Source organism: Acidiferrobacterales bacterium (assembly GCA_028820695.1).
Classification (GTDB): Bacteria; Pseudomonadota; Gammaproteobacteria; order Arenicellales; family JAJDZL01; genus JAJDZL01.
Genome location: JAPPIB010000043.1, coordinates 1 through 17,076, shown reverse-complemented (window position 1 = coordinate 17,076; position 17,076 = coordinate 1). Strand labels below are relative to the sequence as shown.

14 protein-coding genes are annotated in these 17,076 nt (G+C 51.9%); 4 read left to right on the top strand and 10 right to left on the bottom strand.

What is annotated here, in order from left to right:
* Positions 1–191 precede the first annotated feature (191 nt).
* Positions 192–995 (top strand): phytanoyl-CoA dioxygenase family protein, encoded by an 804-nt coding sequence (locus OXI60_06435; GenBank protein ID MDE0309453.1) that lies wholly within the window; start codon positions 192–194, stop codon positions 993–995.
* Between the two features lie 32 nt (positions 996–1,027).
* Here the strand turns inward: OXI60_06435 and OXI60_06430 are convergent, their stop codons facing one another.
* A complete protein-coding gene (locus OXI60_06430) occupies positions 1,028–1,984 on the bottom strand; it encodes a biotin--[acetyl-CoA-carboxylase] ligase (GenBank protein ID MDE0309452.1) in 957 nt (318 codons plus the stop codon).
* Between the two features lie 142 nt (positions 1,985–2,126).
* Between OXI60_06430 and ispG the strand changes: the two genes are divergently transcribed.
* Positions 2,127–3,272, top strand: coding sequence for a (E)-4-hydroxy-3-methylbut-2-enyl-diphosphate synthase (gene ispG, locus OXI60_06425; protein MDE0309451.1), 1,146 nt, complete (start codon positions 2,127–2,129; stop codon positions 3,270–3,272).
* A gap of 21 nt (positions 3,273–3,293) precedes the next feature.
* Here the strand turns inward: ispG and ilvD are convergent, their stop codons facing one another.
* From ilvD to OXI60_06405, 4 genes are read right to left on the bottom strand one after another with little or no spacing between them, the layout of a single operon-like run.
* On the bottom strand, positions 3,294–4,970 hold the full coding sequence (gene ilvD / locus OXI60_06420) for a dihydroxy-acid dehydratase (protein ID MDE0309450.1): 1,677 nt from the start codon (positions 4,968–4,970) through the stop codon (positions 3,294–3,296).
* Between the two features lie 39 nt (positions 4,971–5,009).
* A complete protein-coding gene (locus OXI60_06415; GenBank protein MDE0309449.1) occupies positions 5,010–6,032 on the bottom strand; it encodes a DUF4340 domain-containing protein in 1,023 nt (340 codons plus the stop codon).
* Positions 6,029–7,957 (bottom strand): Gldg family protein, encoded by a 1,929-nt coding sequence (locus OXI60_06410; GenBank protein MDE0309448.1) that lies wholly within the window; start codon positions 7,955–7,957, stop codon positions 6,029–6,031. The genes OXI60_06415 and OXI60_06410 overlap by 4 nt, the downstream gene beginning before the upstream one ends.
* A gap of 1 nt (position 7,958) precedes the next feature.
* A complete protein-coding gene (locus OXI60_06405) occupies positions 7,959–8,693 on the bottom strand; it encodes a hypothetical protein (protein MDE0309447.1) in 735 nt (244 codons plus the stop codon).
* 735 nt (positions 8,694–9,428) lie between these two features.
* Here OXI60_06405 and gshA point away from each other — a divergent pair.
* Entirely contained in the window at positions 9,429–10,988 is a 1,560-nt protein-coding gene (gene gshA / locus OXI60_06400) for a glutamate--cysteine ligase (protein ID MDE0309446.1), read from the top strand.
* Positions 10,989–11,039: 51 nt separating this feature from the next.
* Here the strand turns inward: gshA and OXI60_06395 are convergent, their stop codons facing one another.
* The gene (locus tag OXI60_06395; protein MDE0309445.1) at positions 11,040–11,969 is read right to left on the bottom strand and encodes a glyoxylate/hydroxypyruvate reductase A; all 930 of its coding nucleotides are present in this window, start codon (positions 11,967–11,969) and stop codon (positions 11,040–11,042) included.
* Positions 11,970–11,998: 29 nt separating this feature from the next.
* Positions 11,999–12,652 (bottom strand): FKBP-type peptidyl-prolyl cis-trans isomerase, encoded by a 654-nt coding sequence (locus tag OXI60_06390; GenBank protein ID MDE0309444.1) that lies wholly within the window; start codon positions 12,650–12,652, stop codon positions 11,999–12,001.
* 439 nt (positions 12,653–13,091) lie between these two features.
* Between OXI60_06390 and OXI60_06385 the strand changes: the two genes are divergently transcribed.
* Entirely contained in the window at positions 13,092–13,352 is a 261-nt protein-coding gene (locus OXI60_06385) for a hypothetical protein (protein ID MDE0309443.1), read from the top strand.
* An 11-nt stretch (positions 13,353–13,363) separates the two neighbouring features.
* On the opposite strand, the gene sat is transcribed toward OXI60_06385, so the two are convergent.
* The 3 genes from sat to OXI60_06370 form a co-directional block, all read right to left on the bottom strand.
* The gene (gene sat / locus OXI60_06380) at positions 13,364–14,545 is read right to left on the bottom strand and encodes a sulfate adenylyltransferase (GenBank protein ID MDE0309442.1); all 1,182 of its coding nucleotides are present in this window, start codon (positions 14,543–14,545) and stop codon (positions 13,364–13,366) included.
* A gap of 27 nt (positions 14,546–14,572) precedes the next feature.
* A complete protein-coding gene (locus OXI60_06375; protein ID MDE0309441.1) occupies positions 14,573–15,682 on the bottom strand; it encodes a 3-deoxy-7-phosphoheptulonate synthase in 1,110 nt (369 codons plus the stop codon).
* A 256-nt stretch (positions 15,683–15,938) separates the two neighbouring features.
* The gene (locus tag OXI60_06370; GenBank protein ID MDE0309440.1) at positions 15,939–16,844 is read right to left on the bottom strand and encodes a DMT family transporter; all 906 of its coding nucleotides are present in this window, start codon (positions 16,842–16,844) and stop codon (positions 15,939–15,941) included.
* Between the last annotated feature and the right edge of the window lie 232 nt (positions 16,845–17,076).

Here is a 17,076-nt window from a genome sequence, read left to right as displayed (position 1 = left end):
TATACCGGCAGGGCTTTTCTTGTTTTTGACTTGTCTAAAGAGATTTCAGGGTTGTTGCCGCAAACCACGGATTTGAAACTGACTTGAACGACGACTCTTGAGAATCCTGATGAAGATTGTTCTTGCACAGTCACTCAATTTGGTTCAGAATTAACTATCCCTGTGCCAGAAGGCAAAATGCCGGATGCGCCATGAAATTAACGGACTCACAGCTACAACAGTTTCACTCTGACGGGTATCTGTTCCTGCCAGACCTGTTTGACGATACGGAAGTCAAGGTCTTGCGGGATGCAGCCCAGACTGTCTATGCGCTTGAGCGTGAAGAGGTATTCCGCGAGAGTGACGGAAAGACAGCGCGAACCGCATTCGCCGCACACGAATACAACGAGGCCTTTCGACGTCTCGGCCGCCACCCTCGCCTGATTCGACCGGTTCAGCAGATTCTTTCCGGCGATGTTTACATGCACCAGTACAAGGTCAATGCAAAAGCGGCGTTTACTGGCGACGTGTGGCAGTGGCATCAGGATTTTGGAACATGGTCGCGCGATGACCTCATGCCGGAGGCACGCGCAATGAACATCGCGCTTTATGTCGACGATGCGGTTGAATTCAACGGGCCGCTGTGGATGATCCCCGGATCTCACAGGGAAGGTGTGTTCGAGGCGGGGCACGACCTGCAGACGACAAGCTACCCCTTGTGGACGCTGGATAGAGAAACAATTACCCGCTTGGTGGACGATGGCGGCATTGTCTCCGCACACGGCAAGGCCGGCAGTGTCCTGATGTTTTACAGCACTTTGGTTCACTGCTCGCCGCCCAATCTGTCACCGTGGCCGCGCACGGTTGTCTATCTGTCATTGTGTCATGTTGACAACCACATCCGGCAATTCAAGCGGCCGGCCTGGATTGCCCATCGGGATTTCACACCGATTGCATGCATGTCAGATGATTGCCTGAGGCAACTTTCAGATCAGACCGCAGGCTCCGCAGCCTGATGCGGGTCTCGTCATGAGTTGAACGTGCCCGATCAGTCCACAGGCCTGACGTCACCCGCATAAATCGGAACTGCCATGCTGTCGTTCGGCTTCACAAGGAGAGCCCCCGAATCATCGATTCCCACTGCGACGCCGGTCACCGCCACGTCCCCCTGTGCTCGCATAATCCTTCCCTGATTGGCATGAAGGTGCATCCACTCGTCTTTGAACGGCGCCAGCCCCTCACGAAAGAAAAGATCAAGACCCTGACCCAGTTCGAGGATCAATTCTGCGGCGAGTTCACTTCTCCTCGATGTGATATCACAAACCTCCGCAAGATCGGCCGCTGGCTGATCAATCAACTCGGCTTCAGAGGCAGTCAATCTGCAGTTGACCCCGACGCCGACAACAGCAACAGAATTTCTAATCTCGACCAATATGCCCGCAATCTTCCGATTCCCCAAAAGAACATCGTTTGGCCATTTGACCTGAAATTCCTGTGCTGTCAGACGGGTGAGACAGTGAACAGTCATCACGGCGACCGCCAGACTCAATCCGGTAACGATTCGGATATCACCTGGAATGCTCCACCCGACCGACAGCATGATGTTCTCGAATGCACCTGCCACCCACTTCCTGCTGCGGCTGCCCCGACCATGAGACATATGTTCGGCAATGCAGACCTGTGCATGGATGGAGCGCGTTTCTGACAATTCCAGCAAATATTCGTTCGTGGAGTCAACTGAATCCAGCAGATTGATGTGCGATGGCCTGATGGCAAGATTGTCGTAATTTTTTTCTCTGATATATCCAATGTCCAATGGGATAATCATGCGACCAAGTCTGATCATGTCCTCATGATCTGCTTCCAGTGGAACCCCGATGTTGATCATGAACTGAATCGCATCGTCAACCAAATTCTGATCAAGTCCCGTGTCACGCGATATCGACGCCCGGCTCTTGGGCATCATGTCCTGAACGGAATTCAGAATGGCAGCGCAGTCATGCATCGTTCAGTGCGCACATTCAGTGTCTGATTCTCCTGCATCGGTTCGGTTCCAAGTCGCCGGCACTCGTTCCCTTCTGGCCATCCCAGGGGGATTATTTCAATATAATTGGTTCAACCAACCTGTAGCAAATTGATTGGAAATTATGCCAATTGAACGAAATTCTACCCGAACTGTGCCGATCGGTTCGACAGTAATCGGCGGTGGCAACCCCTTGGTCGTGCAAAGCATGTGCACGACCCACACCCGTGATGCCGAAGCGACCGCAAAACAGGCCACGGAACTGAGTGAGGCCGGGGCCGGCATCGTCAGGGTTGCTGTTGACAACAAGAAGGATGCCCAGGCTCTGGAGGCGATTCGCGACAACTGCGACGCAAACCTCAGTGTCGATCTTCAGGAAAATTATCGGCTGGCCGCATCAGTCGCCAGGTTTGTAGACAAGGTCCGATACAATCCCGGACACCTGTACCATCACGAAAAAAACAAACCGATTGAGGACAAGGTTCGCTTTCTTGTGGATGTTGCTGCAGAGAATGATTGTGCAATTCGCGTCGGTGTGAATTCCGGTTCTGTAGATCCGGAAATGAAGGAAAAATTCAGTCCCGACGACGCTGTCTCACCAATGGTTTCGAGCGCACTGGCCCATTGTGAAATCCTGGACCGAATCGGATTCGACCGGTTTTGCGTCTCGCTGAAGAGTTCCCATCCCGACCGGGTCATCGAGGCGAATAAGTCATTCGCCTCACAGCGTCCCGAAATTCCGATCCATTTGGGTGTCACAGAAGCCGGAATGCCGCCCGATGGGATCATCAAGACCAGAATTGCCTTTGAACAGCTTTTTGCCGCCGGTATCGGAGACACAGTCCGAGTCTCACTGACTTTGCCGGAAGCCGAAAAGTATAAGGAGATATTGGCGGGTCAGGAAATCATCGACGACTTCCTTGCGGGAAGAGTCCGCACGGTTGTCAAATTCAATCCGGATGCGCTGAATATCATTTCCTGTCCGAGTTGCTCCCGAGTTGAAAATGAAGCCTTCATTGATCTGGCGCGGCAAGTCAAGGAAATCACCGAAGACCTGAAGGACGAAGCCATCACCATCGCGGTAATGGGATGCCGCGTCAACGGGCCTGGCGAAACCGATGACGCTGATCTTGGTCTTTGGTGCGGGCCGAACTACGTCAATCTCAAAAGAGGTGAGGAAAAAGTCGGGGCATTTCGCTATGATGTAATCCTCGATCACCTCCAGTTCGAAATCGAAAAACTGCTCAGCGATCGGAACCGGACAGCCTGACACCGACGAATCCCGTCGTCGCTACTCGTCAGTAACACATCCCTCACTGGCCGTTTTCACGGTCTTTATGTAACGGTACAGCGTGCCCCTTTTCGCCTTGTAGTCCGGCATTGTCCATTTCGACTTGCGGCTCGCAAGTTCCTGTTCACTCAGATGAACGTCGATTGTGTTCGATTCTGCGTCTATCGTGATTCTGTCACCGTCTTCCACCAATGCGATGGGTCCGCCATTTTGGGCTTCCGGAACGATATGGCCAACTATGAAACCATGTGATCCGCCGGAAAATCGGCCATCCGTGATCAACGCAACATCGGAACCCAGTCCTGCACCCATGACAGCCGAGGTCGGTGTCAGCATTTCAGGCATTCCAGGACCACCCGTGGGCCCTTCATATCGAATGACGATGACATCACCCTTGCTGATCTCGCCTCGCTCCAGGGCGTTCAACATCGACTCCTCGCCATCAAAAACCCTGGCGGTTCCTGAAAACACCTCTCCTTCCTTGCCGGTGATCTTCGCAACAGAACCTCCCGGGGCAAGATTTCCTTTCAATATCTGTATGTGTCCGGTTGGCTTGATCGGGTTACTCATCGGTTGAATGATCTTTTGCCCTTTGTCCAACGCCGGCAGATCTTCCAGATTCTCAGCGATAGTCCGACCGGTCACGGTCATGCAATTCCCATCCAACAGCCCTTCTGCGAGAAGGAACTTCATGACCGCTGGTATGCCTCCTGCGTTGTGCAGGTCCTCCATCACGTATTGGCCGCTTGGCTTGAGATCAGCAACAAACGGCACTCGGTCGCTGACGGCCTGGAAGTCATCGATCGTCAGTTCGATATCGACCGACTTCGCCATCGCAATCAAGTGCAGCACGGCATTCGTGGAACCGCCGAGGGAACTGACTATCACCATCGCGTTCTCAAACGCCTGCCGAGTCATGATGGCTTTCGGAAGCAGGTCCAGTTCCATCAGATTCCGAACGGCCTGCCCCGCTCGGATGCATTCGTCGATCTTGCCATCGTCATTCGCCGGAGTCGAGGCACTGTAAGGCAGTGACATCCCCATCGCCTCAATGGCGCTGGCCATCGTATTCGCAGTATACATGCCGCCACACGCACCGGCACCAGGACATGCGTTGCGGACGATTTCCATGCGTTCACTCTCATCGATCCTTCCTGCAATGTACTCTCCGTAACTTTGAAATGCAGAAACGATATCGACTTTCTGTGAACCGGTCTTTCCGGCCCGTATGGTGCCTCCATAAATCATCAGTGACGGCCTGTTCAGACGGCCCATAGCCATCAGGCATCCGGGCATATTCTTGTCACACCCGGGAATCGTGATCAGTCCATCGTACCATTGTCCTGCGACCACGGTCTCAATCGAGTCAGCAATCAGGTCACGGGACTGAAGCGAATAGCTCATGCCTTCAGTACCCATGGATATGCCGTCACTCACCCCGATGGTATTGAATCTCATTCCGAGCAACCCAACGTCTTCAACGCCTTTCTTGGATTGCTCAGCGAGGTCATTCAGATGCATGTTGCAGGTGTTTCCTTCCCACCAGATGCTGGCGATTCCGACCTGTGCCTTGTTCATGTCCTCCTGTGTCATTCCAGTCCCATAAAGCATCGCTTGTGAAGCTCCTTGTGCCTTTGACTGGGTGAGACGCGAACTGATTTTGTTCAACTGCTCCATTGCTGTGTCCCCTTGCTGTACGTCAATAGATGGTGTAGTTTATTTGGCCCCGACAGATTCAATCAAATCGTCAAACTGACTGTTTATTATGCCGCTGCGCTGATCCGATAGTTTATAAACCCAACCCCGGTATTTCGTATTCATTTCATCGACCTGGTTCATACCTTCTTCACTGATGGATTCATCAGCCTGCGCCGAAAAAGCATGGTATTGCGCAAACTCACCGCTTCCGACTTGCACATGCAACCTGATTCCATTGAACAGGACCGCTGTCGCAGATACACCGCCGTCGATCCACCCTTTTGCTGATCTGACATCGACGAAATCCAGGCGCCGAAAAATTTTACCGATATCGTTCACCACGTACTGATGACGTACCTTATATCCCTGCGGGACACCATCGAGGTGAAAGTTGCTGCTTTCGGCACTCGTCCGGTATACCCGGACCGGCTTGCCGTGATCCCGCATGATGACAACTTCCCTGACCTGATCATTGTCAAGGTCGGATAGTTCCAGATCCAACCATTCGAATGGAAATGTCGTCACGTCAAGATTGCCTTCCGTCAACCATGTCTGACTGCGTCCGACATCGCGCACATAGTACTCGTTGAGTGCAGGATTTCGTACCGAAGTCCTTGATGTCCCCACGTACAACTGTGCCAGAGGCCGAAGTTGCGAATCAGATAATTCAATCAGGATCGTCCTCGAGCCCTCAGAATCCACGCCCGCAAGATCCAGCAAATGATGTCTGTCAGGATCGTCAGTCTTCGCTTCAAGTATTCGCAACTGACTCATTCCGACCAGAAAGTCCCGGACAAGATCAAACCGAACCGGGTAGTTGTCTGCGACATCCAAACTCCATTTCCCGCTCATTTTCCGAATGGAGTATCTTGTCTGACTGGTTGTGAATTGGATTTCCGTCACATTGTTGATCTGGTCTACGAGCTGTGGAAAATAAAGTCCGCGATCAGACACGGTTGAGGAATGGCGCTCCTGAATTGCGAAGTAGCCGATTATTGCAACACAAACGACCGCAATCGCGGCCAACGTCAGGTTTTTCATTGTGAACCTTCGATCTGTCGCACTCTCAGTAACAGCCTCCGACCACGAAGTTTCCAGCCGAAAACACCCATATACAGCGCAATCAGACCTACGACCAGCGGAACCGCAATGATGTTCACAACAGTAATCGCCGTCACAAGTTGGTTGATGTCCTGACCCAGCTTGTGCTGGACATCGCGTAATTGCTGTCTGATCTCGATTTGGCTGGCACGCATTCGCTTCAGCTCTTCGCGTTGCGCATCTGTGACAATCTGTTCGGCTCCCTCATTCCGATTGTCTGACTGAAGATTGAGCAGCAAGGATTCGACGTTCGCAAGCTCTTCAAGCAACTTGGTCTCATTGGCCAGATACTGCTGTTCGGCGGCCTGCCTGATCTTCTGCATCTTATGAAATGGCCGGAAGTAACTGCCGCGACTGCGAACACCGAGAAGACTGTTGTCACCCGACAGATTGTCGACTGCGTTGTGGATCAGCTCTCCATTGGATGCGGTCGCAAACGCAACACTCTGATTGAACACCTGCTGGTGCTGAATCCAGAACCTGTCGTGCAACATGTCCGTGTCCGCGACAACCACTGCATTGATCTCGCCTTCGGTGATCCGGGGCGATTCGACATCTGAAGCACTGCCTGCCTCTTCTGAATCGGGAGGACCATCGGGAAACGCGGTGACTGCGGTGCCACTGATGCGGGCAGCCACCACCCACTGCTCACCACCTTCCTGATAGTCCTGGAGCAACTGTTGAATATCAGTGATCGCAGAGAATTCTTCATGACCGTACAGCTTCGCAGATGATGATGTGGAGATCAGTCTCTCAATCTTGAGTCCCGGTTTATGTTCGAGATCCAATACGCCCGCGGTTGCCAATATGATGTTTCCCAACTGGGATGTAATCGGATCACTGGAATTCAACTGCTCGGGCTGGACATTCATCCAGACCGGATAGTCAATGGTTCTGCCGGAAGAACCGTCGCCTTCCAATACGCGAGCGGCAATCGGCAGATCTCCGGCAATTTTTCGACCCCGCAGCGTAACACCCCAATTGCCGGTCAGGCGGTTCATGTCCGCCCCGGTGTCGATTGGCACCGCCTGAGTCTGGCCGCTCAGCATGGCCGAAATTGTTTCTGAGAACGGGTCCACAAATAACAGAACGCTCTTGCCGCCCAATGCGAATTGGTCAATCTCATAGAGCAGTCGGTCCGACAGCCCTTTTGGATGAATCAGCAATAGCAGGTCCAGATCATCCGGCAGTTGGTCATCGGACGGCAATAGCAATTTCAGGTCGAAGAAACTGTTGAGACTGACCAGAAATGACCACGGTGGTTGCTGCGGTTCAGACCCCCCGCCAGCGGCACCGCCCGACCCCTGAATCGGCAACGTACTGATGATGCCGACCGTCTTTCGCTTCCTGGCGGCCAACCGATAAATCATACGGGTGAGATCATACTCAAGCAATTCTTCACGCTCCGGGAGAAAGAAACTGATGGTGTGGGTTTCATCGATGCTGTTTGTGCCGACCAGACCCAGATAGGCTGAATTGCCGTCTTGCGCAGCGATGCGGTTCAACCCATGTCCGACTGCCATGTCCTCCGCTTCGGAAAAAGGTTCGGGGTCGATCACTCTGACCGATATCCAGTCCCCTGAAAGCCGTGCATACTCGTTCAGAATTTCGTCAATCCGGCCGATATATGTGTTGAATCCAGGCGTTTGCAGCAATTCGGAACGCGAAACGAAAAAGTTCAGCTGAATCGGCTCCTGAAGTTGCGCCAGGAAGTCTTCTGTACCCTGCGATAGTGTGTAAAGTCCGCGTTCAGTCAGGTCGATTCGATACTTGGACAAAACCTGCTGGGCAATCAGGTTCAGTGCCACAAACACCAATATCGCAACGGCAACCGCCCCGGCCAAATTGAATTTCACGGATCGCATATCAACCACTCCTCTTCGAATCGACTGCGACGACAGTGAGATATACGAACAGTACCAATACTGACAGGAAGAAAACGATATTGTCGAGCGAAATCACACCCTTCGACATCTCTCCAAAGTGCGTGAGGTAACTCAGATTGACGATCGTCTCAATCAGGACTTGCGGCAAGACGGGCGACAGCAACTCCTTGACGATCACGAATTCGCCCAGAATCAGGAAAAGATTCACCAACACACCCAATACGAATGCCACGACTTGATTCTGAGTCAGAGCCGACATGCACGAACTGACTGCGAGGAAGCCGCCCACCATCAAAAAGCTTGCCAGATAACCTGCCCAGATTACCCCGTTGTCCGGATTTCCCAGGAAATTGACGGTCAACCAGATCGGAAATGTCAATATCAGGGCGCATCCCGCGAATACCCAGGATGCAAGAAACTTGCCAAATGCAGCGGATAACGTGCTGACGGGCAATGTAAGCAGGGTCTGGATGGTGCCCGTCTTGCGTTCCTCCGCCCACAGGCGCATGCCCAGTGCCGGCGCGAGCACCAGGTAAAGCCAGGGATGGAAACTGAAAAACGGCAAGAGGTCCGCCTGTTCGCGTTCCAGAAGTCCCCCTACATAAATGGTCAGAACACTGCTGGAAACCAGGAATATCACTAAGAAGACGTATGCGATCGGCGTATAGAAATAGTCCGCCAATTCCCGTCGAAAGATGGTGATCCAACTTGGCATTTGTCGCCAATCCTTATTTGCTTGCTTAGTCGCTTGGAGAGATCGGGTGAACAGGCGATCGACCAGATGAATGAATGTGCCAAATTATAAGACTTACCGGCAGCTGTTCGGGTGCGATTGAAAGTGAAGCGCGGGATTCTCGGTGTCCCTCAGGCCGCCTGCCGGGTGACAGTGTCCCAAAATCCGTCCCAGTTCTGGTCTGCCCGGCACAGTCGGAGCGCCAGCATTCGGTCAAGATTTGCCGAACTCCACCAACTCCCTGCAAGTTTCAACCGGGCCTGAATCACATGACGATATCCGCTTTCGATCTCACCCGGTCCAATCGGCGAACCATTCTAACATGCCCCACGACAGTTCACTTGATCCTGCCGGTTGTAAACAAGGCAAATTCATTCTTTTTTTTTAACTGAGTAATCCTTCAACATTTGAGGGTGGATCTTTTCAGCACCCGGTGTTGTTCCGAAATCGGTTTGATTCGCGATCAAGGGAGTCGGCCGCAACCTCAGATCGCAAACTTCAATCTGTGAAATCTCACAAAGGTAGTTTTCCGGACTCATTCATCTGTAAAATATCGCCAACCGGACGCGACCCGCAACACGCGACCGAATACCAGCACTCGACTTTAGTCAGCGGAGTCACTCACCAACTCTCATTACAATATATGAATGTGCATCTACGGCATGCACATCGTGACTTCCCGAACAGATAACCGACCGCAAGCCAGCGCGATAAAGCATGCAAACGACATTTGAAGAGCGACTAGATCGGGTTCACGATGACGCGGAAGAAATCTTCCCAAACTTCCGTCGGGGGATCGAGAAGGAAAGTCTCCGAATCACGCCTGACGGACGTCTTTCCCAGGCACCGCACCCTAGCGCGTTGGGTTCAGCACTGACACATCCATACATCACAACCGATTATTCCGAAGCCCTGATGGAGCTTGTGACGCCGACGTTCAGCACGTTGAATGAGGTTCTTGACTATCTGGAGCTTTTACATGGCATTGTATATCACCACATCGACGATGGACTGCTGTGGGTCAATTCCCTGCCCTGTCTGCTTGGAGACGAGAATACCATCCCAATCGCTGAATTCGGCACGTCGAATATCGGCAAAATGAAGCACGTCTACCGTCGAGGTCTTGATCTCAGATATGGACGGAGAATGCAGATTATTGCGGGCATCCACTACAATATTTCAGTTCCCGACTCGTTTTGGACGGCACTCGGATTCTCGGAATCCGACTCCCGGGAAAACGAGATATCCAATGCCTATATGGCGGCGACCCGGAACTTCCATCGATATTGCTGGATTCTTTTCTACCTGTTCGGCGCATCACCTGCCGCATGCCGGTCGTTCTTTTCGGAATCCGACACTACCGGGCTCGATGAGTTGGGCATTCATACCGTCTACGCCAGACATGGAACCTCCCTGAGAATGAGCAATTACGGATATCGCAATCCGGTCCAATCGGAAATTCGCATCAATCAGAATTCCGTTGAGGAATACATCAGTTCGCTCAGCGAGACGATCAGCACTCCATTTGCGACGTATGAGAAACTTGGCGTCAAATCGAATGGACAATACCTCCAACTGAATACAAATCTGTTACAGATCGAAAATGAATACTACTCCGTTGTACGTCCGAAACGACGGATCATGCCGATGGAAAAACCAACCCATGCGTTGCGACGTAGGGGAGTCGAATATCTGGAAGTAAGGTGTATTGACCTGGACCCCTATGAGCCGACTGGAATCTCCCCGGTACATGCTCGATTTCTTGATCTTCTGATCACATTCTGTCTGTTGCACCCAAGCCCGCCACTGACCGACAAGCACTACCCCATCATCTCCGCAAACAAGGATGCCACCGTAATGGACGGTCTGAACCCTGATCTGAAACTGACCCGAAATGGTGAACGCGTCAAGCTCAAGACCTGGGGATTGGAAATACTCGAAAATCTGCAACCCATTGCCAGACTGTTTGACAAGGCCCATGGCAACGATGACTACATGACGTGCGTTCGAGAGCAAAAAGAAAAGTTGGAGAATCCACAGATGACACCTTCTGCCCGAATCCTGGACGAACTGATCACGAACAATGAGCCGTTTTTCGCGTTTGCGATGCGAAAGGCGCAAGAGGCTAAACGAAGTGTCACGCGAATTGCGCTAAAGTCAGCGACTATCGATGAATTCTCCCGTGTCGCAGCCGAGTCCATCCAAAAGCAAGAGGAGATGGAACAAAAAGACGAAATGGAGTTCGACAAGTTCCTGGAGTGGTATTTCTCGCAATAAAGCCCGTTGGCACGGACACGAAGTCACATCACAATGACGGGATCTATGCGGTCAGTAGTTGCGATTGCGGTTCACGACTCCTTCAACCGGCTCGCCTCGCTTCATTTTGCGCATCTTCTCAAGAATAACCACGCTGGCAGTGGAAGGGTCCGGCTTGCTCGCGCAGTGAGGCGTTACGGTCACGTTGGGCTCATCCCAATACGGATGATCGTCCGGCAACGGTTCGGTGCGGAAAACATCCAATACAGCACCGGCAATATGCCCTGACTGAATCGCAGCCAACAGGGCGTCGTCGTCAACTGACTCCCCTCTGCCGGCGTTGATGATATATGCGCCGCGCGGCAACTGCCCGAGCGTGCGCTGATTCAGGAAGTTATCCGTCTCGGCAGTTCTGGGCAGAAGGTCGACAAGAATGTCGGTTCTTCCTAGAAACTGACCAAGTTCCTTCGGACCGGCAAACGACTGTACATCTGGAAGATCTTTTCGGGTCGCACTGTATCCGATCACCTCAAAGCCAAGTTGCACGAGTGCGGCAGCACATGCCCTGCCCAGCACTCCCAATCCCAGGATGCCGACACAGGTGTTGCTCGGTGCCTTGTAATCGCTGTGAAATGGATGTTCCCACTTCCGAGGCTTGTAACTGGAAACATGCATGTGAAAGCCAATAACATGATGAGCGACATAGACGACTATTCCATCTGTGAGTCCAGGCTCAGTCATTCGGACAATCGGCAAGTGTCCAAGTCGCGGGTCAGACAGAATATCTTCCACACCGGCCCACATCGAGAAAATCGCCTTCAGATTCGGATACCGGGCCAACTCGCCTGCCGGCGGCCGGGCGACTATTGCATAGGTGATGTCCTCTAGCCGACCTACATCCGGCCAAATTCTCAGATCCAAGTCCGGATCATTACGACGCAACTCCGCTGTCCAGCGTTCGGTATTTTCCGCAGTCGTAGCGAACAGAACCGCGTCATCCATTACCCTGCTCCAAACGGGTTGGAATGAATTTACTCTATGCTGAGCAACTCGATATCGAAAACCAATGTCGCTGACGGCGGAATTACCGGCGGGCTGCCCTGTTCGCCATAGCCGAGTTCCGGCGGAAGGACGATTTGGTACTTTGCACCGACACTCATCAACTGAAGAGCTTCAACCCAACCGGGTATGATTCCACCCAGGGAAAATGTCGTGGGCTCATCTCTGCTATAGGAACTGTCAAACTCCGAACCGTCAGTCAACGTTCCGCGATAGTGTACCGTTACAGTACTATCGGGCCCGGGCTTGTCTCCGGTACCCTCCTCAATCACCATGTACAGCAGTCCGCTATCGGTAGACTTCACGCCTTCCTGCTTGGCGAATTCCGCTCTGAATTGATCTCCGGAAGATTTCACCATTTCGATCATCTCCTGTTGCATTTTTGTCTGATTGTCGGTGAACTCCTGCATTGCAGCCTGCATTTGTTCCTCGGTTAACTTCAGTTCGCTTGCCGTCAGCACATCTGCAATTGCCTGGGCCATCACCTCTCCACTCAGCGGCACACCCACGCTGCGAAGCTGGTCACTGATCTGAATGGCAAACTGAACTCCGAGCGTATAACTGAGCGACCCGCCCGGAACATCCAGATCGACGTCATGGGCGTTCGCAACTGTCGCAGTAGTCATGGACATGACGAATGCGAATATTATGGCTTTTGTTCTCCTCATAAATCTCCACCTAAACTGCCTGGCGAATTAGTACCTTGCTCATCAACTCAAATTGTGTTGCTCCTGACATTTGTTAGACCGAATCAATCGGCAAAAAGGCTTGCTGTGTGTAAACTGCCTGAAGCCGAACCAGATGATAAGAACAATTGCAATATGAAGTAAGGCATGAATGATACCTTATTTGGTGAGCCGCATCAGGCACAATCATCGAGCCATATCCGGCAACACGGTGAATTCGCAACAGTCACAGATGACTCGCTTTCGGGGTTCATGAACATGCACAAACAGGCTGACTTGTAATTCGGTAAAATAGCTGACCGGTTCATGACGCCGACGGGCAAATCAAGCCCACGTCACCCGGATGTAGACGAAGTTACTCGCCCGCTAGGAAAATACGATGCCAGTCCACTCAAAATTGCTGGAAATTCTCCGTTGTCCGGTTACCAAACAGCCGCTGTCCGCTCTCGCCGAGGATAAACTCGCCCGAATTAACGCACAGATCCGTGCCGGGCAGGTACAACACTCTGACGAATCAATAGTCGAAAAAGAACTGGATGAGGCGTTGATTACGGAAAATGGCACTCTCGTCTACCGTGTCGATGACGATATTCCCATCATGCTGCAGGATTTCAGCATTCCGATGCCTGAAGTCGATTGATTATGAAACAGTCAGCCGTGCCGGTAAAAATCCATAAGAATTTTTGCAACTTCCGGTCTCGAAAACTCCTCTGGCAGATTCTCTCCTGCTGACAGCATTTCCCGAACGCGGGTTCCCGACAGGAGAATGAAGTCTGACTTTTGGTGATCCGGCACATCGCGCATCATCACCACCTCGTTCAGTTTCTTGGACCATGCAGTATGGTCGGCTTCAAAAATCTCTATGTCCAGCGCATCTTCCGGCACATCCGTGTGAAAAATGGCCTGTGCATCAAAAGCACCATAATAGTCACCGACACCCGCGTGATCGCGCCCCACAATCATATGGGAAGCTCCAAGATTCTGTCGGAATATCGCATGTAAAACCGCCTCTCTCGGCCCCGCGTAGAGCATATCGAATCCGTACCCCGTGATAATGACCGTGTTTTGCGGGAAATAAAGCTCAACCATTTTTCGGATCGCGTCATCGCGCACTTTCGCCGGAATGTCACCGGGTTTGAGCTTGCCCAGCAACATATGAATGACCACGCCATCCGATGAGGTTCGTTCCAGTGCGATTTTGCAAAGTTCCTCATGCGCACGATGCATGGGATTTCTGGTCTGAAATGCAACAACCTTGTTCCAACACCGGTTCTCAATCTCGGTTCGAATCTGGGATGCGGTTCTGAACGTATTCGGAAACTCGGATTCAAAATAACTGAAATTGAGCACCTCAATGGGTCCTGAAACAACTGTATTGCCCTGCGTCAGAAATGTATTCACACCGGGGTGCTCGCGATCTGTCGTTCCAAATACGCACCGGGCGATATGCATCAGCTCATCATCACTCAGTGTATCTACAGATTCGACGGTCTGAATCGCCAACGGCGGATTTCCATCGATCTCGGAATCTCTGAGCGAGACCCGATCGCCTGTAAAGTCAACATCATCATGGATTCGATTGAGTATTGGAACCGGCCAGAAAAGACCGGATTCAGTTCGCATCTCGTCCGCGATGCAAAGCGCATCGGCCCGGCTCATAAACCCGTCCAGCGGGCTGAAATAGCCCGCTCCCAGCATCACAGCACTGCTCGCAGATGAGGAATTCAGAGTGATTGACGGCAACTGATCGGCCTGCTGACACAATTGCGCACGCCGCTCGGCGTCAAAGACAAATTGCGACGTCAGTACATTCGACTGATAGGGTCTGATCATGGAAATGATTGCTCTGGCCTGTCAGCTTCAGCTTGCGGCCGCTTCGACCGAAGCGAAAGTTTCTGTCGTATTGCGACGTTGTCGTACCGCCTGGGCAAGCTCATTCAGCAGGACTTCGGTGTCATCCCATCCGATACAGGCATCGGTGATGCTTTGACCGTAGACAAGTTCTTGTCCAGGAACGTTATCCTGGCGTCCCTCTACAAGATGGCTTTCGATCATGACGCCCTTGATCCGTGCGTCCCCCGCCGCAATCTGGGCACCTACATCCCGTCCCGTGTCCATTTGTCGAAAGAACTGTTTCGAACTATTAGCGTGACTGAAATCGATCATGATGTTTTCAGCAAGCCCTCTTTTGACCAGCAGTTCGCATGCCGAGTTGACATCTTCTGCCTTGTAATTAGGAACCTTGCCACCGCGTAATATGATGTGACAATCCTCATTTCCAGATGTTTCAAAAATTGCGGTACGGCCGTCCTTGCGCAGGGATAGGAACCGATGACTCCTTGAGGCCGCGTGTGCGCCGTCGACCGCAATCTGAAGATTTCCGTCAGTTCCATTTTTCATGCCGACAGGGCACGACAGGCCTGAGACCAGTTGCCTGTGCACCTGACTTTCGGTTGTCCGGGCTCCGATTGCGCCCCAACTGACCAGGTCAGCGATGTATTGGGGTGTGACAATATCCAAAAACTCAACACCGGCCGGTACTCCGATGTTGTTCAATTCAAGGAGCAGTGTTCTTGCCAGCCGCAGTCCCTTATTGATATCAAACGTTCCATCAAGGTCCGGATCGTTGATCAGGCCTTTCCAGCCGATGGTGGTCCGCGGTTTTTCGAAATACACTCTCATGACGATCAGCAGGTCGTCGGATAGTTTCAACATGGAGTTTCTGAGCCGGTTGGCGTACTCCATCGCAGCGGTGGAATCATGGATCGAGCACGGCCCGACGATCGTAATGAGACGGTCGTCGCGCCCATTCAGAATCTCATGAATCGAATTTCTAGCGCTCCTTACAACACCACTTGCCCTGCTGGATACTGGAACTTCCGCCATGACTTGCGCTGGAACCGCTATGTCGCGTATTGATGCGATTCGCACATCGTCTATTCGTGAATCGTCTGAATTTGCTGGCACCATCATCACCTATTTCCAAATGCGGTCTGTCGAATCTTATCTCGACACAGACAAGTTAAGTCAAATCAGCAGATTATATGAAGTTAATTGATACGCAAAAGAATAAAAGTGACGATCAAATCCAAAGCCAGCAGTCAGACACACGGATTTTGCAGGTCTGCCCCGGCTGATGAATGGATACGCAGTATTCCAGTGTCCAGACGATATTGCGGCAGTGAAATTGGAACAGGCTTTTTTTCAGCCACAGTCGAATCATCTGTCATTTGTCAATGATGTGTGCGCTACCGGAACGTATGGATTGCCCTTGCATGGATTCCCTGTGAAAAATGTATATCCCAGTCGCAACAATCAATGCAATTCCCAACCAGGTCAACGGTTCTGGAAAATCACCGAACAGCCAAAGGCCCAAAACCGTTCCACTGATAATTTCGACATACTGAAACGGTGCCAGCACGCTGATGGGTGCACGTTGAAATGCCAGCACGACAAGCAGATGGCCGACGGTGCCCACCAGTCCCAGCAAACCGAGAAGCAGAAACTCATGTACGGTAGGCCAGGAGGCTGTGAAGATAGCGATATCATTTTGAGTTCCAATGACCAGGGCGAGGGAAATGGCAAGTCCGCCGAATACTCCGGCGAAAAACTGCATGCGTATCGGATCATCCTTCACAGCCAGCATTCTCGTCAACAGAATGTAGAACGAGAAACACAGTGCTGCTGTGATCGGATATAGAACAGCCCATCCCACACTGACAAATGAGGGGCGGATCACAATCATTGCGCCTAGAAAACCTATCAGGATCGCGGTAAATCTGCGCCAGCCAACAGACTCGCGCAGAAGCGCAACCGAAAGCAGGGTCACCAGCATCGGTTCAATAAAGAACAAGGCCAGTGAATCGGCAATCGGCAAGTACGCGAGACCGCTGAAGAAAAGCACCGTGGCACTTGCGATCAATACACCTCTCGCAACATGCAACAGTACGTTCGGAGTCAACCATTTGCCGCGTGCGAGAAAAATAAAGGGCAACAGGAACAGCGTCTGGAAAATGAAACGGGCTGCGGAGACCTGTCCGGACGATACGGTTCCGGACAGCCATTTGGCCACCGCATCCATGCCCGGCAGAATCACCATGGCAAGCAGCATCATAGTCATTGCGCGGGCCATGGCATTCTCAGTTCAGCAAAAGACCTCTGTTGATCGGGCCTGTCATTCAATCACTGATGAAGATTGAATCGGTGTAAGACAGGTTCCTGACAAATTGTTGCGAAGGTTGCACGGTACATAGATGACACGATTGCCAGCCACCCTCAGCGTCAGTACAAAAGACAACCTAATTACCATTTAACATAAGCCATGTTTCAAGAGTTTTTCAGGCAAGGGCGGTGTTCTCAAGGCA